This window comes from Nostoc sp., from assembly GCF_036919495.1.
GTDB lineage: Bacteria > Cyanobacteriota > Cyanobacteriia > Cyanobacteriales > Nostocaceae > Nostoc.
Genome location: NZ_JBALBZ010000082.1, coordinates 1 through 20,593 on the forward strand (window position 1 = coordinate 1; position 20,593 = coordinate 20,593).

The window sequence follows — 20,593 nt, forward strand, 5'->3', positions numbered from 1 at the left end:
ATGTCAGGTGCAAGGGCAAGAACCCGACTAGAAGGAAGTCCAGCAACTTCTGCATCTAACACAGCTCCTGTATTTGGATTTAATCGTAACAAACCATTGTTAGTCCCAACCCAGACACTACCATCTTTAGCAAAACGTACTGCCGTTACGTCACGTCCACGCAGGCGAGTTACAGACCGCAGTACTGCACCAGTTTTTGGGTTAATAACTAGTAAATTATTTGGCATTCCTGCCCAAATTAATCCTTCTGGACTGATAGCTAAAGCTTGGACAGTCGTCCCTGGTAAATCGGCTATCCGCTTCATAATCGCAGCACTAGCAGTATTTATCCGTACCAATCCATCAAGAGTGCCAACCCACAGTTGACCTTCAGCATCTAAAGTCAGTGTATTGGCGCTGACACCAGGCAGATTTTTTAATGTTGTCATAATCAAGCCTTGATCGGGACTAATTAGGGCTAAACCGCTATCGGTTCCAGTCCACAAATAACCCCGTTTGTCAACTAACAATGACAACACCCGTTTAGAAGGCAAAAATAAGTTCTGCGCGGTAATTTCGCTAGTACGGGGGTCTACTCGGAACAGTCCATCATAACTTCCTACCCACAAACGTCCTACTTTGTCTTGGGCTAAAGCACCAATGGCAACATTAGCTAAACTAACACGAGAAATAATCTTGCCGGTTTTAGGATCAATCCGCGATAGTCCCCGCCAAGAACCTACCCAAAGATTGCCAGTAATATCTCCTAGTAAGTTACCGACACGATAATCAGTTTTTGGCGAATTTTCTTGCACTCCTCGCTGGTCGGGCAAAGGTTCTACTCGCGGTGGCGGTGCAGAAGATGGGTAAGCAGGAGTTAGATCAGATGAATTAATATCAGGGGTTTTTTGTGCCCATCCTATACTTGGCAAAGCTATCAACCCCAGCAAGACAGAAGTAGTCAATAAGCTAGTACGCTTGCAAAACAATACCACGGTGACATTTCCTTTGGAGACAGTACCCATACCCGTTACCTAAACTGGCTTTGGGTTAGTTCCAGTGTTCCCCTAGTCGGGATTTTTTAAACATTGAGGATTGGAGACTAGGGACTAGGGAATTTAGGAAATAAATATTTAGAAATACTTTCTCATTACGTAATAACCCAACACCCAGTTCCTATACCTCAATCTTTAGATACCATTGATGACACCTTGTAAAGCATCTGTAACAAAATGTTAAATTTTTCTGTAATAACAAAATTAAATATATAAGTTAAAAACTTTCAAAGAATAACTTATCGAATTATTGATATATTGTGGAATAAGTTACAAATTACGTGGTGTGCAATTTTTTATCTTTACGCTCACGACTCTGCTAAATCTCTGTCAAGTAAATTCTTTTCTGGTATCTTTTCCATCAACGGAAAAGATATAAGGAGTGTAGAGGCGGGAATGTGTGCCAGCCAGCCCAATCCCCTGAATACCCCGATTTGTAGGGAAATTATCTAAATCAAGCCGCAAAAGCGGAAGTTTTGGTGAAATTGAGAAGGTTTAGTTAGGTGCGAAGAAGAGGTAAAAAAGAATTTTGATTCGTAAGAAGAGGGAACAGTAGAAGCGCTAGGTCGTGTACCCCTAGAAGGGGAGAACACTGGTGAGGAGGGCTACCACCGCTACCAAAGTGTCAGCCGCAAAAAAACTGCTACCCTTTGCCAAAAACAACCCTTAACAAAAATTTTTACCGTTCTTTTCCCCGATGTAGGGGGAAAAAATCGGGTGAGGGGAAGTTGTACAAAACGTGATTTGATAATTAACAAGAGTGATTTCAGGGAAGGATAAAATATGTCTTACGCTCAAACGAAGACTCAGAGCAAGTCTGGGTATCAAGCCGGGGTTAAAGATTACAGACTAACTTATTACACACCCGATTACACACCAAAAGATACCGATCTTCTAGCTGCGTTCCGCATGACACCCCAGCCTGGTGTTCCTCCCGAAGAAGCAGGTGCGGCTGTAGCGGCTGAGTCTTCCACAGGTACTTGGACAACTGTGTGGACAGACTTGCTCACCGACCTCGATCGCTACAAAGGTCGTTGCTACGATATCGAACCAGTTCCCGGTGAAGACAACCAGTACATCTGCTACGTTGCCTATCCTCTGGACTTGTTTGAAGAAGGCTCTGTAACCAACGTTTTGACCTCAATTGTAGGTAACGTATTTGGTTTCAAAGCTCTGCGGGCACTGCGTCTAGAAGATATTCGCTTTCCAGTAGCTTACATCAAGACCTTCCAAGGGCCTCCTCACGGTATCCAAGTTGAGCGCGACAAGTTAAACAAATACGGTCGTCCTTTGCTGGGTTGTACCATTAAGCCCAAATTGGGTCTTTCTGCTAAGAACTACGGACGCGCTGTATACGAGTGCTTACGCGGTGGTTTGGACTTCACCAAAGACGACGAAAACATCAACTCCGCACCATTCCAAAGATGGCGCGATCGCTTCTTGTTCGTAGCTGAAGCTATCAACAAAGCTCAAGCAGAAACCGGTGAAATTAAAGGTCACTACCTAAACGTTACCGCTCCTACCTGTGAAGAAATGCTGAAGCGGGCTGAGTACGCAAAAGAACTCAAAATGCCCATCATCATGCATGACTACCTCACCGCAGGTTTCACCGCCAACACCACATTGTCTCGTTGGTGCCGTGATAACGGTATCTTGCTGCACATTCACCGTGCTATGCACGCTGTAATTGACCGTCAAAAGAACCACGGTATCCACTTCCGTGTATTGGCTAAAGCCCTACGTTTGTCTGGTGGCGATCACATCCACACCGGTACAGTAGTTGGTAAGTTGGAAGGTGAGCGCGGCATCACAATGGGCTTCGTTGACCTGTTGCGTGAAAACTACATTGAGCAAGACAAGTCTCGTGGTATTTACTTTACCCAAGACTGGGCTTCTCTACCTGGTGTAATGGCAGTTGCTTCTGGTGGTATCCACGTATGGCACATGCCCGCCCTGGTAGAAATCTTTGGTGATGACTCCGTACTACAATTTGGTGGTGGTACTCTGGGACACCCTTGGGGTAACGCTCCTGGTGCAACCGCTAACCGCGTCGCCTTGGAAGCCGTTGTTCAAGCTCGTAACGAAGGCCGCAACTTGGCTCGTGAAGGTAACGATATCATCCGCGAAGCTGCCAAGTGGTCTCCTGAACTAGCTGTTGCTTGCGAACTGTGGAAAGAAATCAAGTTCGAGTTTGAAGCAATGGATACCGTCTGATCTGAGTTAACAGTTAAGAGTTAAGAGTTAAGAGTTAGGATTTGCATTAATTCATAACTCATAACTCATAACTCATAACTCTTTAGGGCTGGGGTCAAGCATGAATCTTAAGCAAATTGCGAAGGACACAGCCAAAACTCTCCAAAGCTATCTGACTTATCAGGCTCTAAGGACAGTATTGGCACAGCTAGGCGAAACGAATCCTCCATTAGAACTTTGGCTGCATAACTTTTCTGCTGGCAAAATTCAGGATGGTGAATCATACATTGAACAACTGTTGCGAGAAAAACCAGATTTGGCTTTGCGAATCATGACTGTCAGAGAACACATTGCGGAAGAAATAATCGAATTTTTACCGGAAATGGTTCACACTGGCATTCAGCAAGCCAATATGGAACAGCGTCGTCAGCATTTAGAACGCATCACACGAATAGACACATCTAGCCCCAGTCTGCAACCAGAACAGCAAGCAACTTCAGATCCGAATTTGGATAACTTATCCAATTAGTTCGCTCAACCTAAGTAGTCAAAAATCGCAACCCATTATCAAAAAGCTATGCAAACTTTACCAAAAGAGCGTCGTTACGAAACCCTTTCTTATCTGCCACCCCTGACTGATGCTCAAATTGCCAAGCAGATCCAGTACATTTTAAATCAAGGTTACATTCCAGCGATCGAGTTTAACGAAACTTCTGAGCCAACAGAATTATATTGGACAATGTGGAAGCTACCTTTGTTCGGTGCTAAATCCACTCAAGAAGTATTGAGCGAAGTTCAAGGATGCCGTTCTCAATTCAACACCAGCTATATCCGTGTTGTGGGTTTTGACAACATCAAGCAGTGCCAAATTCTCAGCTTTCTTGTTCACAAACCTAACAAAGCTAACAGATACTAAAGCAAGCGTTGCTCTAAGTAATTAGCTTATCTCCATAGGAGAGGTGGAATTATCTGCCTCTCCTATTTACTAGGTTTGTTTTTAAACGCAGAGGGACGCAAAGGAAAACGCAGAGTAACGCAGAGAATAACTCAATGTTCCTTTGCATAAACCTCTGCTTTTTTTAAGTGTAATAAATGAAATTACAGCATCTGCCGGAAGTAAGAATTTGCTTTGTTGGTGACTCTTTTGTTAATGGTACTGGCGACTCAGAATGTCTTGGTTGGACAGGGAGAGTATGTGCTAATGCTAATAAAAAAGGTTATGACATTACTTACTATAATTTAGGAATTAGGCGTGATACGAGTACTGATATATCAAAGCGTTGGTTACACGAAGTATCACTGCGATTACCTAAAGAATATGATGGCAGAGTTGTGTTTTCTTTTGGATTGAATGACACAACATTAGAAAATGGTAAAACTCGTGTGGATTTGACCGATTCTATCAAAAATGCCCATGAAATTTTAAGTGAAGCTCAAAAGTTATATCCTGTTTTGATGATTGGCCCAGCACCATACGCAGGACAAGAAGATAGTCAAAGAAGGAACAGAAATATTGATTTATCTAAACAGTTTCATTTGGTTTGTAATGAATTAAATATCCCATACTTAGATGTTTTCCCGATATTAGAAAAATCAAGTATCTGGATAGATGAAGCAAGAGCTAATGATGGCGCTCATCCTAAAGCAGGAGGTTATGCAGAATTTGCAAAAATTGTGGAAAATTGGGATGCTTGGTTAAATTGGTTTCCCTAAAGTTTAGCAAGGGGCAAATAGCGATCGCCCTAAGTTATCCTATAAAAAAAGGGGAAATAGTTGCATGGCATGGCCAAAAAAGGGAACAAGGCCGATTACGGTGAATAATATAACCTACCGTTGGACTGTTAAACCCGATAGCGGTTACATAAAGTTGATTGTTGTACGTGAACCCCAGACAGGACAACGATTGGCTACAATATTTCCTTATCGATTGATGGTTATTCCTTTGATTATTCCTTCTGTAGTACGTTCAGTTATCTTGCTAGCTTTGGAGCAAGGTTGGCAACCAACTGAGCGAGGGTTGAAAGAATTTTGCATTTTTGATGTCGATAAGCAAGCAATTCCCAGTTTTGAAATTATCGGAAAAAAAATATATGCAGCATATTCCTCTAACTGAAGCATCTAAAAATTTACCCGACTTAATTGAAGCAGCACTCGGAGGTGAGGAAATTATTATTATCAAAGATAATCAACCTTTGGTGAAGTTAACTCCTGTGTCGCCACTTAAACACCGTCCTAAGTATGGTAGTGCCAAAGGACTTGTAACAATGTCTGATGACTTTGATGAACCACTAGAAGATTTTAAGGAATACATGGAATGAGGCAACTACTGGACACTCATACTTTTATTTGGTTTGTGATGGGTGATCCAAAAATCAGCGTTAGTATGCGATCGCAAATTGAAAATAATGAAAATCTACTGAGTATTGCTAGTGTTTAGGAAATGGCAATCAAGCACAGCATTGGTAAACTCAACTTTGGTTTGGCTTTTGATGAGTTTATCGAACAGCAAATAATTAGGAATGGTATTGAATTACTGCCAATTACTATAAATCATATTACTGTTGTTGCCACACTACCCTTACATCATCGTGACCCATTCGACCGAATTTTAATTGCACAAGCACTCGTGGAAAATATACCTTTACTGAGTGCCGATAAAATTTTTGATGCATATCCAATAAGACGTGTGTGGTAGCTAGCGTTGCTTTTCTACCAAAAGATAAATAAACAGTCATCACCAAAAAAACTTAACATTACTTTAAGCAGTGCTAGGCAAAGATAATTTTATGGGTTATTACATCGCTCCCCGCTTTCTGGACAAATTAGCTGTCCACATCACCAAAAACTTTCTAAAGCTTCCTGGTGTGCGAGTCCCCGTGATTTTAGGTATTCACGGACGCAAAGGAGAAGGCAAAACATTTCAATGTCAATTAGTCTTCGAGAAAATGGGTATCGAGGTGACTAACATATCTGGCGGCGAATTGGAAAGTCCAGATGCAGGAGATCCAGCACGGTTGATTCGGCTGCGTTATCGGGAAACAGCAGAACTAATCAAAGTACGCGGCAAAATGTGTGTACTGATGATTAACGATTTAGATGCGGGGGCTGGACGCTTTGATGAAGGCACTCAATATACTGTAAATACGCAGTTGGTGAATGCCACACTCATGAATATTGCTGATAATCCCACAGATGTACAGTTACCTGGAAGCTATGATTCCACGCCTTTACATCGTGTACCAATTATTGTCACAGGTAATGATTTTTCCACTCTCTATGCACCGTTAATTCGGGATGGACGGATGGAGAAATTTTACTGGGAACCAGACAGAGACGACAAGGTGGGAATTGTCAAGGGGATTTTTGAAGCGGATGGACTTTCGCAGAAGGAAGTTGAACAGCTAGTTGATACTTTTGTCAATCAGTCCATTGACTTTTTTAGCGCTTTGCGATCGCGCATTTATGACGAACAAATCCGCAACTACATCCATCAAGTAGGTTTTGAGCAAGTATCCTTGAATATCGTTAACAGCGTTAAAGGGCCACCAGAATTTAGAAAACCAGATTTCAGACTGTCTCATTTAATCGAGTCTGGTAACTTCCTCGTTGGTGAACAAAAACGAGTGGAAAATTCCCATTTGGTTGATGATTACAACCGACTCAATCGAGGTAGAAATTCTCAATCTGCACCACCTGCTGCTGTAACACCAATTAATCAACCGTCAAGCAATGGTGCAACTCAAGAAGTAAAAATTAATGGATTCCAGAAACAGCAAGCATCGAGTACCCATTTAACCCTAGATACACAAGCTCAAATTAGGCAATTATTATCTCAAGGTTACAAAATTAGCATTGAACACGTAGATGAACGCCGCTTCCGCACAGGTGCTTGGCAAACTTGTGTTCATAGCCACATTGATGCCGAGTCTGATGCAATCTCAAATTTGGAATCAACTCTGACAGAATATAGTGGTGAGTACGTGCGCTTGGTAGGTATTGATCCAAAAGCCAAGCGCCGGGTGGTGGAGACGATTATTCAACGTCCGAATGGAAAAAATTAGTCATTAGTCATTGGTAAAAGAAAGTGGGCAGACAAACTAATGACTATAGTCTATAGTCATTTTCAATCCGGTTATGTACAGGTATACAAATAGACCTAACCTCCTTCCCGCTTTGAGAAGGGGGTTATATCTGTATTGAACTCAACCCAGAAGCGCTACATAGCGAGTTTTTGACAGAATGAGGCTTAGGCGGTACATGATAATAAAAATATGCATCAAGGCATAATAAAGTAAGACTTCTTGCCAGATCATAAAATCATGCTTAACCTTGGGATTAAATTCGCCAGAGGATCAAATATTTGTGCAGTAATTGACTGGGGAAGAAAGATAGTTAGTTAGAATTCAGGAACCAGAATAGTTAAAGAATCAGGAAAACATTTGATGAATATTTTGGTATCACTCTATTTTTTTGGGAATGAGGCTGGCGCTTTTTGTTGCACTATCCCAAACAATCCAGCTAAGGGAATTATCTAAATCATCGGGGCTATTTGAAACTTTGAAATATAGCTTTTCTGCGCCTTTTGTTTCAATAGCAAAGTCGGCATTTTGAGCATAAACGACTATAAAACCTTTGTCTCGTAAACAATACATCGCCCAGGCTTTCAATGATTGCTTGTATGGTTCATGTGGAATTGGCGGTTTTGTGATTGTGTCTTCAATTAGTTTAAATATTTGCGTGATTTTCGCGGTCATAGTAGATACTCTGGTTATTACCCTTAAGTTAACTAGCTTCTGGATCGCAACGAATTTCAATCATAAAGCCATCTGGATCGTAAAAATACACTCCTCTACCAGTAGGACGAGTGACTGGGCCATGTGCGATCGCTATTTTATTTTCTCTGATCACTGTCACCGCGCGATCAAATAACTGCGGCTCAATGTCAAAGGCTAGATGGTAGGCTCTGGTGAAAGTCTTTTCTGGATTGGGATCTGGTGGTGATAATTCTGGTTCTCCAAATAAATCCAGAATTGTACCATCTGGGGTGATAAAGTTGGCTACTTTCCCAGATGCGACAAGTTCCACCAGAGTTGCGGGTACTTCGTCGCCTGTAAGTTCATGCAAACCCAAGATAGTGCCATAAAAGTAGCGGGAAGCTTGCATATCTTGGACGTTGAGGGCAATATGATGCACTTTACGCAGATTTCCTGGCGCAAGGACACTTTTTACGGATTGGGTGCTAGATAGCATAATCAATAAAATCTCAATACTTAGATAGAAGTTGAACTTTTTTTTTAAGTTTATTATTCCTAATAAAAATCTATCATGGCTTTTGATTATTCTTTAGACTTTAAAAATATTGATTTTCGCCAACATCCTGAACTCTATCGTGTGGGTAAAGGTGAGCAGGGTGTACTTTTGATTGAACCATACAAATCAGAAATTCTTCCTTACTGGCGGTTCAAAACTCCTGATATTGCTAGAGAGTCAAGTGAGAAAATATACGAGATGTTTCTTGATTATTTAGAGAAAGATGATTTTATTGGTGCGGATATGGCACGGAAATTTATTCAAATGGGCTATACTCGCTCTCGCCGTTATGCTAATCATAAAAGCGGCAGGAAGTATAAACAAAATTCCGAAACTTCAAATTCCAAAAAAGAAATTCTTCCTTATGAAGTTGACCCAGTTAAAGCAGAATCAGCAGCAATATTTAAAGCCAAGTGGGTACAAGCAAAGACAAATGAGAAATATCAAGAGCTTTTAGCCAAGCATAAGCAGACGTATGAGGTAGAATAAAACACTATTAACTTTCAATTGAGCAGCTTTCAAAGAGTGCGTTAGGTGAATGAACTTCTGAGCTTCGTAAATGAACCTCGTTAGACTTGGAAGCTGAAGCGATCAAAAATGTGAAAATACTCTGAGTTCTTAAGTTCTTAACTGCTGTCAGCTCCGTTTTATCCAAGTGAGCTTATTGGGTTTATTGGCTGCGGGATGGACAGAACAAAAAGTTTTAGAAGATTATCCTACTCTTAACTCAAAAGTACTAAGAGCAGTGTTCGCTTCTATCTGGGGTTAGACTAGATGTTAAAGAAAAAGGGGTGTCTGATTGAACACAGACACCCAAATCGGCATGGTTTGCAGGGGTAGATTTCACAATAACCTTCACCGTATTATCTACCCTTTTTCCCAATAATTATCGCCGATATTCGTCGCCGCAATCGCCGATGAGTTGGTATAAATCGCGTGATTGGCGAGATACTGCATTGATGTGATCGCGATCGTCAGCATCTAAACTAAAACTAAATACTTTGGCGTTATCTTCTATATGTTCAGATACACCAAGTTTTGCACCAACTATCACACCTCCCACAGTTGGCTGATCTAAAATGTAACGCACTGCTACGTTAGAAATGCTTACCCCATGCTTATTAGCAATTTCCTTCAGGATAGCCAGCAACTCTTGAAATAATCGCCAACCACCCCAAGCATCGATCATATTTTTATATTTTTTCAAACTAGCAGTGGACAAATCAAAACCTTGCGGTTCCGGTTTACCCAAATAGTTTTCTGATAACAAACCGCCGCACAGTGTACCGTAAGTAAAAAGCTTTATGTCATGCTGTTGACAAAACTGCACCATATTAACTTCGGGACGGCGGTCAACAAGGGAAAATTGCACTTGGTTAGAAACAATTTTGATTCCTGATTCGGTAATAAGCTTTAAGTTTTCCGTGTCAAAATTAGTTAAACCTAGATGCTTAATTTTACCCTCAGTCTGAAGTTCTGCCATATATTTGAGGGCATCTAGGTAATTTTTATCCTGATATTCCCACCAGTGGAATTGCATCAAATCTAACGATTGTACATTCATCCTTCTCAGGGAGATATCAATATTTTCCTCGACCAGTTTTTTCGTCATTTTGCCTGGACGGGGCACCCATTTTGTAAAAGCTTGCACCTGGGATAAAGCATCTTTACCACGAGTGTCAATTAGTTGACAGCGAAACTCACCAATAAAGTCTTCTGCGGGGCCATAGTGGTCTGCTAAATCCCAAGTAGTGAAGCCTGCATCTACATATTTAAACATAGTCTCAATAGCGGCTTGAGGATTGATCTGTCCGTGTGCGCCGGAGACTTGCCACATCCCATTTAATATGCGGCAAATGTTCAAATCAGGAGTGAATTGGAGACGACTAGCTGTGGGTAAGTTCATTTTCAAGTTTAGGAGGAGTGATGAGTGAGGAGTTATGAGTGAGAGGAATGAAGAATTAGTTCGTAAGCATCTTATTACAAGATTCTTAGCCTTTATACTTTCTTAAGAACCATTTATAACAGCGATAATCAATAACTCTTAAATCTTAACTCTTAACTCCTAACTTTTGTACAGACGCGATTAATCGCGTCTCTCCTAACGCCAGTCTTTTTCAGCTTGTTCGAGAACATAAGCAGCAACATCTTGAATTTGCTGTTCAGTGAGACGTTCTTTGTAGGCTGACATATTATTTTTACCATTGGTAACTATAGATGTAACTGCCTCTATTGAATCCATACCATATTTTTTCAGCGCTTGCTTTTTGAGATTTTTACCTCGCCTGATGATGTTGCTGCCGTTGATATGACAACCAGCACAATGAACACTAAATATTTCTTCACCGTTAACTGTGTTTGCTGCACTAGCAGGTAAAGTAAAAGTGTTGATTAATAACAAAAATGTTACTAATACTAACGTAAGTAGTCTTTTCAATTAACTTCTCCCAATTTGGACATACTGATTACAGGGATTAGTATCAGAAGTAATACTACAAGGATTCAAAGTCAGTTGTAAATCCAGCAAAATTTGCACAATCTTCTTGAAAGGCTTCGGCATCGCTAACATCTTCAATTTTATAAGACATGATGCGCGTCCCATCTGGCATTTTTTTGGAACCAATTAATTCACCTTGATATTTTTCTGCGATCGCTTTAAATTCAGTACCATAGAGCTTCCAGGCATCGACTGAACAAGTAATATTTACTCGCCACATATTTGCATCTCAATTACTACCAACAATTAATCATCTCACGAATGGGCAACATGCTACCATCACCTCTTTCGGGTTATTATTTTCTATCTAAAGGAAGTGCCCAGCCTTTTTAGGCTACGTCATAATGTGGATATGGGAACATGTCTAGAAAATATTATCCAAAATAGTTAAACCCTAAGAGTTGAAAATGCCTAACAATATCAAACAACAAATTCAAGCAGACCTGCAACAAGCTAAAGAAACTGGACAATTAAGAACTGAGCGGATTCGGGAAATTGTAAAATCCGCAGTTTCTCAAGTAGGTTCTGAGTTTAAGCAAGGCTCTAGTGAACTTCGTAATCTTGTTAAAGATGCCGTTTCTGCTGTAATTGAAAACTTCCAAGAAAAAGGTGGCGAACTTAAAGATGAAGTGACAGCTTCTATTGAAGGAGCGCTAGAAGGGATTAATAGCAAAAGACATGAAAGCATTGCTAAAACTCAGACAGATATAAAACGGCTACAGGCTCAACTAGATGGTGAAGAAGAACAACTCCAGCAAGAGGTTGATGTAATTTTGGCAGAGATTGAAGAGACAGGTAAGGAAAAACCTGCTAGTACTAAAACTGCAATTGATTCTGCTATCAATGCCCTTAAAGATAGTGAAGAAGCAGGATTGTTAAAGAAACGTTACGCGCAACTGCAAGCGCAGCTAGCGATTGTCCGAGCTAACTTAGCTGCACGCTATGGCGGACGTAATATGGAAGTTCAAGATTATCTAGACGAGGCTAAACACTGGTACGATAAAGCTCGTCCTCAAGCAGAATCTATGGCTGTGCAGGTAGAACAGAAGCGATCGCAGCTTGAAGATAAACTGGGTGAAGCTGGTACATCTCTAGCAAGAAAAGAGCGCCAAATTAAACAAACGTTGAGAGAGTTACTCTTAACGGCAGCTGACTTATTCAAAGATAAGGAACCTGCTAATAAAGAGCGGGAGACTATTCATAAATAGATTAGACTGCTTTTGACAAAAACCCTCATACATATAGAATTTTAGTAGGGACATGGCATTGCCGTGACCCTACTAACGTATTTGTATAATTATTATTAAAAACTCAGCTTTCGTAGGGTGGGTTAGCGCACAAAGTACGGCACTATTCCTAGCTTGTGGTGCGTTATGCTCTGCTAACACACTCTACAAGACTACTAGTATTTTCTCAGAAATAAATTAAATATAATTCCTATATGCAAGTTAAATTTTGAATAACTTATAATATCATGTCCGGTTAATTAGTTACAGTTACCACATCTATGCAAAAATCGGAAAACCCTCTTTCCCTCTGCTCCCTGTCCCCTGCGGTCTTAATGATAAGTCTTTAAGCGGACACGATATAACTCAATACAGTTGAGTTAACATTTCTTTCTTTTCTCGGTGTTCTCTGCACCTCTGTGGTTATAGAAAAAAATGGTGCGTATGGGTTTAGCCATAACGCACTCTACTTAACATTCCTTAAAATTTATCTTGCGTATTAGTAAATATTTCCTTCTCTATTCAGTTGTTCATCATGCTTGGCAATAACCCAAATTGCATGAATACTACCGGGTAGCCAACCTAGAACTGTGAGCAAGATGTTAATAAACAGAGTTGGGCCAATTCCAACTGTCAGGAAAACGCCTAAAGGAGGCACTAACAAACCTAAAACAAAACGAACTAATTTCATGATTTTGCCCTATGTGATTTTCTTTAATTACATTCTGCTGAAGATACCGAATTAGGAAATCCACCTTCGGATATTTTATTTGGAGTAGAGATGTGAGAAAACTGGTATTTCTACTCCTTAATAATACTTATCTAGAAGGTAATTCACCTTGGGTTTTTTCGCCACTGCCTGTTAACAGGTTTCTTTCAACAAAGTAGTTGTTAATGAAGGTGTTAGCAAAAGTTAGAATCACTGGCCCAAGAAGGAAACCAATAATTCCGCGAACTGCGAACCCAGGAACTAGCACTGCTGCTAACCAGAAACACAAACCGTTGACGACGAGCGAAAATGCTCCAAATGATAGAAAGTTAAGTGGTAGAGAAAGAGCAGACAAAACTGGTTTAACTGAACCGTTAATTAGACCAATTACTAAAGCAGCAATCATAGCTGCGGGAAAGTTAGCAATATTAACGCCTGGAACAACTAAATCAACAATCAACAGGCTCAAAGCTGTAGCTAGGGCGGTTAATAATGGTGTTAACATTTTTCTTACCTAATCACTAAAGATTTTTTGTAACTTCTTATCTCATCTTCAACTATCTGCTAGGTTTTAACCTCTCTTGCAAGGTAGAATTTGCTTCTACCGTTAGGCCGATCATTAAGAAAAAAATAGCGGTTTGAATACTACGTAAATTTTACTTCAGAAAGTACTCCGAGGTAGGTTTGGTTGAGGAATGAAACACAACATTTTTCACAGTTTTGTCGGTTTTCACTACCTACAACCCTACCTACGAATATTCTTAACTGATTAATATGTCAATCACTTAGATTTTCCAGACTCAGGCTGATAGTAAAGAGCTGATTTATACAAGATTTGTTCTTGATGGGTTTCTAAAGTGCAATTAGATAAAGGGTAAGTTACACAAGTAACAACATAACCAGCCTGTACTTCACTTGGGCGGAGAAATTTTTGCTCACTTTGATCGACTTCACCGCTAATCAGTTTGGCGACACAGGCAGAACATTCGCCTTGTTTACACCCGGATGGTAGGCGAATACCAGCATCTTCTGCCATATCCAGAATATATTGATCGTCTGGTACTGAAATAGTGCGATTTAATCCAAGTGTAGGATTGATGAATTGAACTTGATAAACTGCCATCTGCTATTTGTAATTATTGTTTAACTGCTTTCATCGACAAACTAATCCGCTTCAGTTTCTCGTTGATTTCTAGCACCTGCACTTTGACTACTTGTCCGACTTTGACAACTTTGTTGGGATCGTCTACAAATCTATCAGCAAGTTGGGATATATGCACCAAGCCATCTTGATGTACGCCGATATCAACAAACGCGCCGAAGTTGGCGACATTTGTAATCATTCCCTCTAGTTCCATTCCTACCTTTAAGTCCCTGATTTCCTTAATTCCTTCTCTGAAGGTGGCATACTTAAATTCTGCACGGGGATCTCTACCTGGTTTTTCTAGTTCGCTGAGGATATCGCGCAGTGTGGGTTCGCCAACGCTATCGGTAACATATTTCTTCAAGTTGGTTTTTTTAAGTTTTTCGGCAATTTGTGTCACCTGATTTAATGGCACATTTAGATCAGATGCGATCGCTTCTACTACAGAATAACTTTCTGGATGCACTGCTGTATTATCCAATGGGTTATCACCGCCGCGAATCCGCAGAAAACCCGCCGCCTGTTCAAAGGCTTTTGGCCCCAGCTTCGGAACTTTCAAAAGTTGTCGGCGATTTTTAAAGGCTCCATTCTGGTTCCGATAGGCGACAATGTTATTGGCAACTGTTGCCGTAATCCCAGAGACGGAAGTCAGAAGTTCTTTGGAGGCCATGTTCAAGTCTACGCCGACGTAGTTAACGCAGCTTTCTACAGTCTCATCCAATTTCTTTTTCAATAACTTCTGATCGACATCGTGCTGATATTGTCCCACACCAATAGATTTGGGATCGATTTTCACAAGTTCCGCTAGAGGGTCTTGCAAACGGCGGCCGATGCTAATCGCACCGCGCACGGTAATATCTAAATCGGGAAATTCTTCTAGCGCTACTTTACTTGCAGAATATATAGATGCGCCAGATTCATTCACCATCACCTTAACTGGTTTGCGTTCTATGGTTTGTAATACTTGCGTGACAAACTCCTCTGTCTCGCGGGACGCTGTACCGTTACCAATGGCGATTAACTCAATCTTGTACTTTTCAAGCAGATTTTTGACAGTTTGTGCAGCTTTAGCGCGTTGTTCAGCAGCTTGGTGGGGAAAAACCGCTTGGTATTCTAAAAATTTCCCGGTTTGGTCGAGGACAGCAACTTTACACCCAGTTCTAAATCCGGGGTCTATCGCCAAGGTGGGTTTCATTCCGGCTGGTGCAGATAGCAGCAACTCTCGCAGATTAGTTTCAAATGTCTTGATTGATTCCATGTCCGCATAGACTTTATTCTCAGAAATTACCTCTCCCATTAGAGAGACTTTCATCAAACGGTTGAATGCATCCTTCAACATCGCCTGATAAAAATCCCGAATTGCCCGAACTTTGGTTTTAATTTCTTTTGACTCAAGATAGTAAAGTACCGTATCTTCATCAAAAGCAATTTCAAAGCTTAATACTTTCTCCGTTTCACCCCGACACAACGCCAGCATATTGTGGGGTGCAATATTTTTTACCCTAATTTGATAGTTACGGTACATCTCAAATTTGGTTGTACCTTCAGGATAATCATCTTTGATGCGGGAGACAAAGACCCCTTCTTCGAGAAGATAATCGCGGATATATGCGCGTAATTCCGCTTTTTCAGCGACTTCTTCCGCTAAAATATCAGCCGCACCTTTAAGTGCCTCTTCTACTGTTTTTATCCCCTTGGCTTCAGAAATATACTTAGCCCCTTCTTCTTCTAGAGAAGCTGTTGCAGCATTTTTTACATTTAATGACTTGATGAATTCCGCCAGTGGTTCGAGTCCTTTTTCTCTGGCGATAGTGGCGCGTGTGCGTCGTTTTGGGCGATAGGGTAAATATAAATCCTCAAGTTCGGTTTTTTGTAAGCAGGATGAGATTTTGGTTTTGAGTTCATCTGTGAGTTTACCTTGTTGGGCGATCGCACTTAAAATCACAGATTTTCGTTCTTCCAGTTCTGTTAAATAAGTATATCGATCAGCCAGTTCACGTAGTTGCACTTCATTCATCTCATCAGTGCGCTCTTTACGATAACGTGCAATAAAGGGAATTGTTGCACCCTCCGCCAAAAGTTCCAGCGCGTTTTGCACCTGATGGGGTTTGAGATTTATTTCTGTTGCCAGTAATTGAGGAATGTTCAGCATTGAGTGTCTAAAAGGAAAAAATGAAAATGCTACTTCTAAAGGTAATATGCAGTACCGCAAGGCAGAAGTCAAAAGAAGCCAGTGCGTTGGGCGGCGAGCCACTCTTGTTGCAACTAGCTCTCAAAAGTCAAAAGTCAAAAGTTTTGTATATCAAGGCTTTTGCTTGTTTAAAATGGTAGCTTGATTTACGCCGCGCTGTATTAAATTCTGATTGTGGCGCAAGGCCAAAGTTTTAAGCTAATTTACCAGATGATTGCTCACAAGAGTGCAATTGGCGAAATAGACAAAACCTACCTAAGCAAGTTTTAAAGCCTTTGTATCCGTGTGGGTATACAAGAGTTTGTATACCATAACGCAGCTATCCTGGGTCAGGATGTCACCGGAAGAGATTGTGAACTCCTCAACAAGCTATGCGTAAAGTTTCTTAATCTCCCTTAAAGCGAGCTTGGCTCACTATCGGCCACAGAAGAAGGAGTTATTCGTCAAGCTTTTAGGCGCTTCTTATGTCGCAAGAATTATTTCAATTGGTGTAAAATATGACGTTGCCTAATCTTTATTTTCTATAATATTTATTTCAATAGGCTGTTGTGGTTAAAACCTTATTGGATGTAAAATTAACCACAATTCCAAAAAACAAGTTTAATTTGTTTTATAAGCACAACAACTTATACTTCAGAAGTTAGTAAAATGGCTTTGTTTTTCTTGTTCCCACTGTGTACTGCTTTAGCCACTGGCTACTTATTTAAAAAGAGTAGCGATGAAATTGCATATATTGCAGGTGTATTTGCAGCTATTAGCTTTATTTTCAGTTTAGTATTAGCACCCTGGCAAATTCAGTTTGGATTGTTAATCATTGTCTTAATTATTACCAACAGACTTTTGCAGGAAAACGAGTCAAAACAAACTCAAAGCAAAGGAAAACAATTTAGGGAAACTAAATAAGGGACTTCCAAATAAAAAAATGTTCCAAAACTGAGGCAAAAACTCTCTCTATTTCTTCTCTCTGCGTTCTCTGCGCGGCAGTCGCTCATGGGGGAAACCCCCAAGACCGCGCTGCCTTGTCTCTGTGGTTCGTTTCTTGGAATAATTTATTTCTTGGAAGTCCCTAAGACCAACTACCACTAAGTAGCAAATATAAAGTTTGATAGAAATATAAATTAAATAACATCCAAATGTGGTTTTTAACCTTACCCGCCTTTGACGACAGTCAAAGTCTCCTCTCTGCTTGGAGACTTGCAATAAATAAATTACTACTACTTGTGGAAGGCTCGTATCGCCTACCCCACAATAAATAATTGGATATTTTTTTATTTGTCAGTCTCTTAGTAAGAAGCTAAAGTGTATACACAAGTCTTAAAATCCTTCCCTGCTGAGATACAAGCCTTGTTGGGTAAGGTTTTGAGTTAGTCAAGCTGATTATCATCAGTTATCAGTGGGTTGCAAGTCAATTGAGAGTCAGACTCCCCACAACTGACAAATTGTGTGTTTCAGTTAGCGTCAAATTCCCACACTGTTACCGTGATAACTGATAAATGTTGACTGTTTACTGATTTAATAATGCCAGATTATTGATAGAGGTATAACGGAAATTCAAGGATTTTAAAAATAATTTTCCGTTCTTTTCTGTCCATTTGATTCCAGACCCGACTTGTGTCTACACGGTAGTATTGAAGGGTTGGGGGTGAGAGTTTTGTACTTTATTAAGGGACTTCCAAATAAAAAAATACTCAAAAAACTGGCGAAAAAACTCTCTCCTCCTTATTCCTCTGTGTTCTCTGTGTCTCTGTGGTTCGTTTATTTGGATAATTTATTTCTTGGAAGTCCCTAAATCCACCTTCCTAAAAAAATTCAGAAATAGGGACTTAAGCCTTATTTGCTGTCTAAGTTAACCCTAAAATAAGTTTTGTTTAAGATATCTGAATTTGAAGATTCTCATAGATAAATAAAAAACGATTCAGATTATTAATTAATATCTACGAGCTTGGAATTAAGTGTGTTTTTATACTAAATATGAGTACTTGGACTAGTGTTCAAGTTTCAATTCTGCTTTCTCAAGCTCTTAGCTTTGCACTTTAAGAATCTGATACTGAATCGCTACTTCTGCAACTTTATTAATCAGAAAGTGGTATACAAATATAGAAATTATTAAAAGTAAATATTCATCAAGAGGAAAATGTAAATTTTATAAAGTTTCTGTTTAGGTATATTTTTCTAAAATGAATTTTTGATGAAGTGTGGCGATAAATTTGCAACATTGTTTTCTCATGGTATTCTAGTAAGTAATTATATGTAGAAATAAATTTTGAGATAAACCTCTAGTTAAAATTACATATAGTTAAAAACAATTAAACAGCACTATTACTAAGATAATGTAAAAACATCTCAAATCCACTTAACTCAACATAAGTAAGCTGCGAGTTGCTCGCCAAACGCTAGTTTACATTGCTCCTTGGTGTCGTCAAAAGCTCCATTCTTACATGCAATAAAATTCTCCAAAAACATGTAAGGCGCATGACTGTATAGTTATCTATAGATGGTTTTCGCTCTCAGGCAGATTTTTTTTAACGATTGTGTTCCTATGTCCAAAAAGAGTACGTATACACACTATTTTTGAGTACAAATTTTTATGAATCGGCTTAGTTTCCGGTCGAGGTTGCAGATATGTGTGTAAGCCTGGATAAATTCTATGGCATGTCGGAGAACTAATAAACACTTCCTGGAGAGAATTAAGAACATTTATCAATCCAGCTTAGTTTTGATGCATAAGTTAACGGCTTTAGAAGTTGAGTAGTGTCTTCAACAAGGTTTCTATAGCAGGATACAATTGATGAAAGTTAATGAATGGATTAATAAAAAATTCCAGGAATCCATTTTTACTCGCTTAACTCCATCTATTGAACATACAGTCCGAATGCGAGTTCAGCATAAGCGATGTCTCACTGCTAAACTTTGTCAACAATATTTGTGGCAGAGCACTCAGTGTTCCCTATATCTGCATCTACTATGACATAGATATTGCGATCGCCTACGGCGGGCGGATACGCCATCGCACTAAAACTAGTCTGGAAACATAACTGGCTGATACGGAAGACATCTGCAATTCCCAATTGGGCAAAGCCTAAATTTATTTTGTGCTACTTGTCAAGCAAGGAAACTGTTATGTCTGGAAGTGTAAGGCAACAAGCAAGTCTAGCATACTCTATTCCAATAATATTCGGGCGTTGCCATAATACAGCAACTTTCCTATAAGCTGTATAGTATTTAGTTGCTAACTCTTGGACATGAGCTTAGATGATAATTTTGATATCAGTCACTTCAACATAGTTTTCCTAATTTTGTTGTCTATTTACTGAAGTGAAAATTGAATTGCACATAAGGTATGACCGAAATATGAAACTGTTTAAAACTATGATATTATTTACTGTTCGATTCATACCTAATATCTCGATTGAGGCAAATGTACTGTGAAACCTATCTCGCAAGCTTCAAATATTAAAATAATTCCTTATATTATATTGTTTATCAGTATCTTATTTAGTATTTCTGGTCAATTGCTGATGAAGCATACTATGAGCCATACAAATGAGGGATTATTTAATTGGGTATTTATTCAAAAATTAGTATTAGCTATTAGCGTTTATTGCTTGGGAGTAATAAATTGGATATTGGCTCTTCGCTCTGTAAAATTGAGTATTGCATATCCACTGACTAGTTTAAACTATGTCGGCATATTTTTTGGTTCATACTATTTTTTTAATGAAGAGATTACACTTACTAGAATAGCAGGAGTAATCACTATTTTTGTGGGTGTTCTTTTAGTAGTTATCCCCCTGAAAAAATCTACATCAATGTATAGCAAATCTCATCAAGAAGATTGAAAAATGAACATCATTACTTGGCTAGTCTTAATGCTCGTGGTTTTATTCGGAACAACAGCGAACCTATCACTAAAGTATGGACTTCACATTTCTAGCCATACTAAGGGAGCAAGCGCATCTATCCAAAATCTGTTATTGTCTCGTTATTTTTGGATTTGGTTTGTTTGCTATACATTTATGACTATATTGTGGCTTTATGTATTGCAGACAATTCCTCTGAGCCAAGCATTTCCAGTTTTAGGATTAATGTATGCATTTGTACCAATTGCTTCTCACTATCTTCTAAAAGAGCAGGTTGTATTTAGCCAGTGGTTAGGAATTTCCATTATTATAAGTGGTGTAGTTCTTGTTGTAAATTGATAGCTAAAAAGTAGACAGCAAGGATATTAATACTAAAATTCTCTGAAAATATAATTTCAAAACCACCATTACAAAAATCTAAATTAAATT

26 protein-coding genes are annotated in these 20,593 nt (G+C 39.5%); 15 read left to right on the top strand and 11 right to left on the bottom strand.

From position 1 onward, the window contains the following. Positions 1-1,004, bottom strand: a 1,004-nt coding sequence (locus tag V7K25_RS11925) for a ligand-binding sensor domain-containing protein (RefSeq protein WP_335158105.1), incomplete at its 3' end; no start/stop codon positions are given. 813 nt (positions 1,005-1,817) lie between these two features. Here V7K25_RS11925 and V7K25_RS11930 point away from each other — a divergent pair. The 9 genes from V7K25_RS11930 to V7K25_RS11970 all read left to right on the top strand — a co-directional run bounded on the left by V7K25_RS11930 (position 1,818) and on the right by V7K25_RS11970 (position 7,288). Beyond that, positions 1,818-3,248, top strand: a complete 1,431-nt coding sequence (locus tag V7K25_RS11930; protein WP_334836511.1) for a form I ribulose bisphosphate carboxylase large subunit — start codon at positions 1,818-1,820, stop codon at positions 3,246-3,248. Between the two features lie 100 nt (positions 3,249-3,348). Beyond that, a complete protein-coding gene (rcbX, locus tag V7K25_RS11935; protein ID WP_335158107.1) occupies positions 3,349-3,756 on the top strand; it encodes a RuBisCO chaperone RbcX in 408 nt (135 codons plus the stop codon). A gap of 48 nt (positions 3,757-3,804) precedes the next feature. Beyond that, a complete protein-coding gene (locus V7K25_RS11940) occupies positions 3,805-4,143 on the top strand; it encodes a ribulose bisphosphate carboxylase small subunit (RefSeq protein WP_094327886.1) in 339 nt (112 codons plus the stop codon). 176 nt (positions 4,144-4,319) lie between these two features. Beyond that, positions 4,320-4,940 carry a GDSL-type esterase/lipase family protein gene (locus tag V7K25_RS11945; RefSeq protein WP_335158109.1) on the top strand — a complete coding sequence of 207 codons (621 nt, stop codon included), beginning with the start codon at positions 4,320-4,322 and terminating at the stop codon, positions 4,938-4,940. Positions 4,941-5,004: 64 nt separating this feature from the next. Further along, the gene (locus tag V7K25_RS11950) at positions 5,005-5,340 is read left to right on the top strand and encodes a hypothetical protein (protein ID WP_335158111.1); all 336 of its coding nucleotides are present in this window, start codon (positions 5,005-5,007) and stop codon (positions 5,338-5,340) included. Then, positions 5,318-5,545 carry a type II toxin-antitoxin system Phd/YefM family antitoxin gene (locus V7K25_RS11955; protein WP_335158113.1) on the top strand — a complete coding sequence of 76 codons (228 nt, stop codon included), beginning with the start codon at positions 5,318-5,320 and terminating at the stop codon, positions 5,543-5,545. The genes V7K25_RS11950 and V7K25_RS11955 overlap by 23 nt, the downstream gene beginning before the upstream one ends. Continuing rightward, positions 5,542-5,664: a hypothetical protein gene (locus tag V7K25_RS11960; RefSeq protein WP_335158115.1), complete on the top strand. Its 123-nt coding sequence runs from the start codon at positions 5,542-5,544 to the stop codon at positions 5,662-5,664. The genes V7K25_RS11955 and V7K25_RS11960 overlap by 4 nt, the downstream gene beginning before the upstream one ends. 3 nt (positions 5,665-5,667) lie before the next feature. Next, positions 5,668-5,922: a type II toxin-antitoxin system VapC family toxin gene (locus V7K25_RS11965; RefSeq protein WP_335158117.1), complete on the top strand. Its 255-nt coding sequence runs from the start codon at positions 5,668-5,670 to the stop codon at positions 5,920-5,922. A 91-nt stretch (positions 5,923-6,013) separates the two neighbouring features. Beyond that, positions 6,014-7,288, top strand: a complete 1,275-nt coding sequence (locus tag V7K25_RS11970) for a ribulose bisphosphate carboxylase small subunit (protein WP_335158163.1) — start codon at positions 6,014-6,016, stop codon at positions 7,286-7,288. A gap of 396 nt (positions 7,289-7,684) precedes the next feature. Here the strand turns inward: V7K25_RS11970 and V7K25_RS11975 are convergent, their stop codons facing one another. Together V7K25_RS11975 and V7K25_RS11980 are read right to left on the bottom strand one after the other, a co-directional pair. Continuing rightward, positions 7,685-7,981 (bottom strand): hypothetical protein, encoded by a 297-nt coding sequence (locus V7K25_RS11975; protein ID WP_335158119.1) that lies wholly within the window; start codon positions 7,979-7,981, stop codon positions 7,685-7,687. Between the two features lie 28 nt (positions 7,982-8,009). Further along, positions 8,010-8,477, bottom strand: a complete 468-nt coding sequence (locus tag V7K25_RS11980; protein ID WP_335158121.1) for a VOC family protein — start codon at positions 8,475-8,477, stop codon at positions 8,010-8,012. Between the two features lie 75 nt (positions 8,478-8,552). Between V7K25_RS11980 and V7K25_RS11985 the strand changes: the two genes are divergently transcribed. Together V7K25_RS11985 and V7K25_RS11990 are read left to right on the top strand one after the other, a co-directional pair. Then, positions 8,553-9,026 carry a DUF4385 domain-containing protein gene (locus tag V7K25_RS11985; protein ID WP_335158123.1) on the top strand — a complete coding sequence of 158 codons (474 nt, stop codon included), beginning with the start codon at positions 8,553-8,555 and terminating at the stop codon, positions 9,024-9,026. Positions 9,027-9,192: 166 nt separating this feature from the next. Then, positions 9,193-9,306, top strand: coding sequence for a DUF433 domain-containing protein (locus V7K25_RS11990; RefSeq protein WP_335158125.1), 114 nt, complete (start codon positions 9,193-9,195; stop codon positions 9,304-9,306). 117 nt (positions 9,307-9,423) lie between these two features. Here V7K25_RS11990 and V7K25_RS11995 read toward each other — a convergent pair whose 3' ends face one another. The 3 genes from V7K25_RS11995 to V7K25_RS12005 form a co-directional block, all read right to left on the bottom strand. Then, positions 9,424-10,443: an aldo/keto reductase gene (locus V7K25_RS11995; protein WP_335158127.1), complete on the bottom strand. Its 1,020-nt coding sequence runs from the start codon at positions 10,441-10,443 to the stop codon at positions 9,424-9,426. A 195-nt stretch (positions 10,444-10,638) separates the two neighbouring features. Next, complete coding sequence (petJ, locus tag V7K25_RS12000) at positions 10,639-10,974, bottom strand: cytochrome c6 PetJ (protein WP_335158129.1); 336 nt, start codon at positions 10,972-10,974, stop codon at positions 10,639-10,641. A 55-nt stretch (positions 10,975-11,029) separates the two neighbouring features. Continuing rightward, entirely contained in the window at positions 11,030-11,254 is a 225-nt protein-coding gene (locus tag V7K25_RS12005) for a hypothetical protein (protein ID WP_335158131.1), read from the bottom strand. Between the two features lie 187 nt (positions 11,255-11,441). Between V7K25_RS12005 and V7K25_RS12010 the strand changes: the two genes are divergently transcribed. Continuing rightward, complete coding sequence (locus tag V7K25_RS12010; RefSeq protein ID WP_335158133.1) at positions 11,442-12,242, top strand: histidine kinase; 801 nt, start codon at positions 11,442-11,444, stop codon at positions 12,240-12,242. A gap of 517 nt (positions 12,243-12,759) precedes the next feature. On the opposite strand, the gene V7K25_RS12015 is transcribed toward V7K25_RS12010, so the two are convergent. The 4 genes from V7K25_RS12015 to V7K25_RS12030 all read right to left on the bottom strand — a co-directional run bounded on the left by V7K25_RS12015 (position 12,760) and on the right by V7K25_RS12030 (position 16,265). After that, complete coding sequence (locus V7K25_RS12015) at positions 12,760-12,951, bottom strand: YqaE/Pmp3 family membrane protein (RefSeq protein ID WP_335158135.1); 192 nt, start codon at positions 12,949-12,951, stop codon at positions 12,760-12,762. A gap of 127 nt (positions 12,952-13,078) precedes the next feature. Next, positions 13,079-13,474, bottom strand: a complete 396-nt coding sequence (locus V7K25_RS12020; RefSeq protein ID WP_335158137.1) for a phage holin family protein — start codon at positions 13,472-13,474, stop codon at positions 13,079-13,081. 276 nt (positions 13,475-13,750) lie between these two features. Beyond that, a complete protein-coding gene (locus tag V7K25_RS12025) occupies positions 13,751-14,092 on the bottom strand; it encodes a 2Fe-2S iron-sulfur cluster-binding protein (protein WP_335158139.1) in 342 nt (113 codons plus the stop codon). A 13-nt stretch (positions 14,093-14,105) separates the two neighbouring features. After that, positions 14,106-16,265, bottom strand: coding sequence for a Tex family protein (locus V7K25_RS12030; protein WP_335158141.1), 2,160 nt, complete (start codon positions 16,263-16,265; stop codon positions 14,106-14,108). Positions 16,266-16,952: 687 nt separating this feature from the next. On the opposite strand from V7K25_RS12030, the gene V7K25_RS12035 reads away from it, so the two are divergent. Then, positions 16,953-17,207 (top strand): hypothetical protein, encoded by a 255-nt coding sequence (locus tag V7K25_RS12035; protein ID WP_335158143.1) that lies wholly within the window; start codon positions 16,953-16,955, stop codon positions 17,205-17,207. A 2,000-nt stretch (positions 17,208-19,207) separates the two neighbouring features. Here the strand turns inward: V7K25_RS12035 and V7K25_RS12040 are convergent. Continuing rightward, positions 19,208-19,372, bottom strand: a complete 165-nt coding sequence (locus tag V7K25_RS12040; RefSeq protein WP_335158145.1) for a hypothetical protein — start codon at positions 19,370-19,372, stop codon at positions 19,208-19,210. Between the two features lie 357 nt (positions 19,373-19,729). Between V7K25_RS12040 and V7K25_RS12045 the strand changes: the two genes are divergently transcribed. Both V7K25_RS12045 and V7K25_RS12050 read left to right on the top strand, forming a co-directional pair. Next, entirely contained in the window at positions 19,730-20,143 is a 414-nt protein-coding gene (locus tag V7K25_RS12045; RefSeq protein WP_335158147.1) for an EamA family transporter, read from the top strand. Positions 20,144-20,173: 30 nt separating this feature from the next. Beyond that, a complete protein-coding gene (locus V7K25_RS12050) occupies positions 20,174-20,503 on the top strand; it encodes an EamA family transporter (protein WP_335158165.1) in 330 nt (109 codons plus the stop codon). The last annotated feature ends 90 nt before the right edge of the window (positions 20,504-20,593 follow it).

What these genes read in the sequence shown, in the direction of transcription:
- V7K25_RS11930 (WP_334836511.1), top strand. Translation starts at nt 1,818, where the DNA reads ATGTCTTACGCTCAAACGAAGACTCAGAGCAAGTCTGGGTATCAAGCC.
- rcbX (WP_335158107.1), top strand. Translation starts at nt 3,349, where the DNA reads ATGAATCTTAAGCAAATTGCGAAGGACACAGCCAAAACTCTCCAAAGC.
- V7K25_RS11940 (WP_094327886.1), top strand. Translation starts at nt 3,805, where the DNA reads ATGCAAACTTTACCAAAAGAGCGTCGTTACGAAACCCTTTCTTATCTG.
- V7K25_RS11945 (WP_335158109.1), top strand. Translation starts at nt 4,320, where the DNA reads ATGAAATTACAGCATCTGCCGGAAGTAAGAATTTGCTTTGTTGGTGAC.
- V7K25_RS11950 (WP_335158111.1), top strand. Translation starts at nt 5,005, where the DNA reads ATGGCATGGCCAAAAAAGGGAACAAGGCCGATTACGGTGAATAATATA.
- V7K25_RS11955 (WP_335158113.1), top strand. Translation starts at nt 5,318, where the DNA reads ATGCAGCATATTCCTCTAACTGAAGCATCTAAAAATTTACCCGACTTA.
- V7K25_RS11960 (WP_335158115.1), top strand. Translation starts at nt 5,542, where the DNA reads ATGAGGCAACTACTGGACACTCATACTTTTATTTGGTTTGTGATGGGT.
- V7K25_RS11965 (WP_335158117.1), top strand. Translation starts at nt 5,668, where the DNA reads ATGGCAATCAAGCACAGCATTGGTAAACTCAACTTTGGTTTGGCTTTT.
- V7K25_RS11970 (WP_335158163.1), top strand. Translation starts at nt 6,014, where the DNA reads ATGGGTTATTACATCGCTCCCCGCTTTCTGGACAAATTAGCTGTCCAC.
- V7K25_RS11975 (WP_335158119.1), bottom strand. Translation starts at nt 7,981, where the DNA reads ATGACCGCGAAAATCACGCAAATATTTAAACTAATTGAAGACACAATC.
- V7K25_RS11980 (WP_335158121.1), bottom strand. Translation starts at nt 8,477, where the DNA reads ATGCTATCTAGCACCCAATCCGTAAAAAGTGTCCTTGCGCCAGGAAAT.
- V7K25_RS11985 (WP_335158123.1), top strand. Translation starts at nt 8,553, where the DNA reads ATGGCTTTTGATTATTCTTTAGACTTTAAAAATATTGATTTTCGCCAA.
- V7K25_RS11995 (WP_335158127.1), bottom strand. Translation starts at nt 10,443, where the DNA reads ATGAACTTACCCACAGCTAGTCGTCTCCAATTCACTCCTGATTTGAAC.
- V7K25_RS12005 (WP_335158131.1), bottom strand. Translation starts at nt 11,254, where the DNA reads ATGTGGCGAGTAAATATTACTTGTTCAGTCGATGCCTGGAAGCTCTAT.
- V7K25_RS12010 (WP_335158133.1), top strand. Translation starts at nt 11,442, where the DNA reads ATGCCTAACAATATCAAACAACAAATTCAAGCAGACCTGCAACAAGCT.
- V7K25_RS12015 (WP_335158135.1), bottom strand. Translation starts at nt 12,951, where the DNA reads ATGAAATTAGTTCGTTTTGTTTTAGGTTTGTTAGTGCCTCCTTTAGGC.
- V7K25_RS12020 (WP_335158137.1), bottom strand. Translation starts at nt 13,474, where the DNA reads ATGTTAACACCATTATTAACCGCCCTAGCTACAGCTTTGAGCCTGTTG.
- V7K25_RS12025 (WP_335158139.1), bottom strand. Translation starts at nt 14,092, where the DNA reads ATGGCAGTTTATCAAGTTCAATTCATCAATCCTACACTTGGATTAAAT.
- V7K25_RS12030 (WP_335158141.1), bottom strand. Translation starts at nt 16,265, where the DNA reads ATGCTGAACATTCCTCAATTACTGGCAACAGAAATAAATCTCAAACCC.
- V7K25_RS12035 (WP_335158143.1), top strand. Translation starts at nt 16,953, where the DNA reads ATGGCTTTGTTTTTCTTGTTCCCACTGTGTACTGCTTTAGCCACTGGC.
- V7K25_RS12050 (WP_335158165.1), top strand. Translation starts at nt 20,174, where the DNA reads ATGCTCGTGGTTTTATTCGGAACAACAGCGAACCTATCACTAAAGTAT.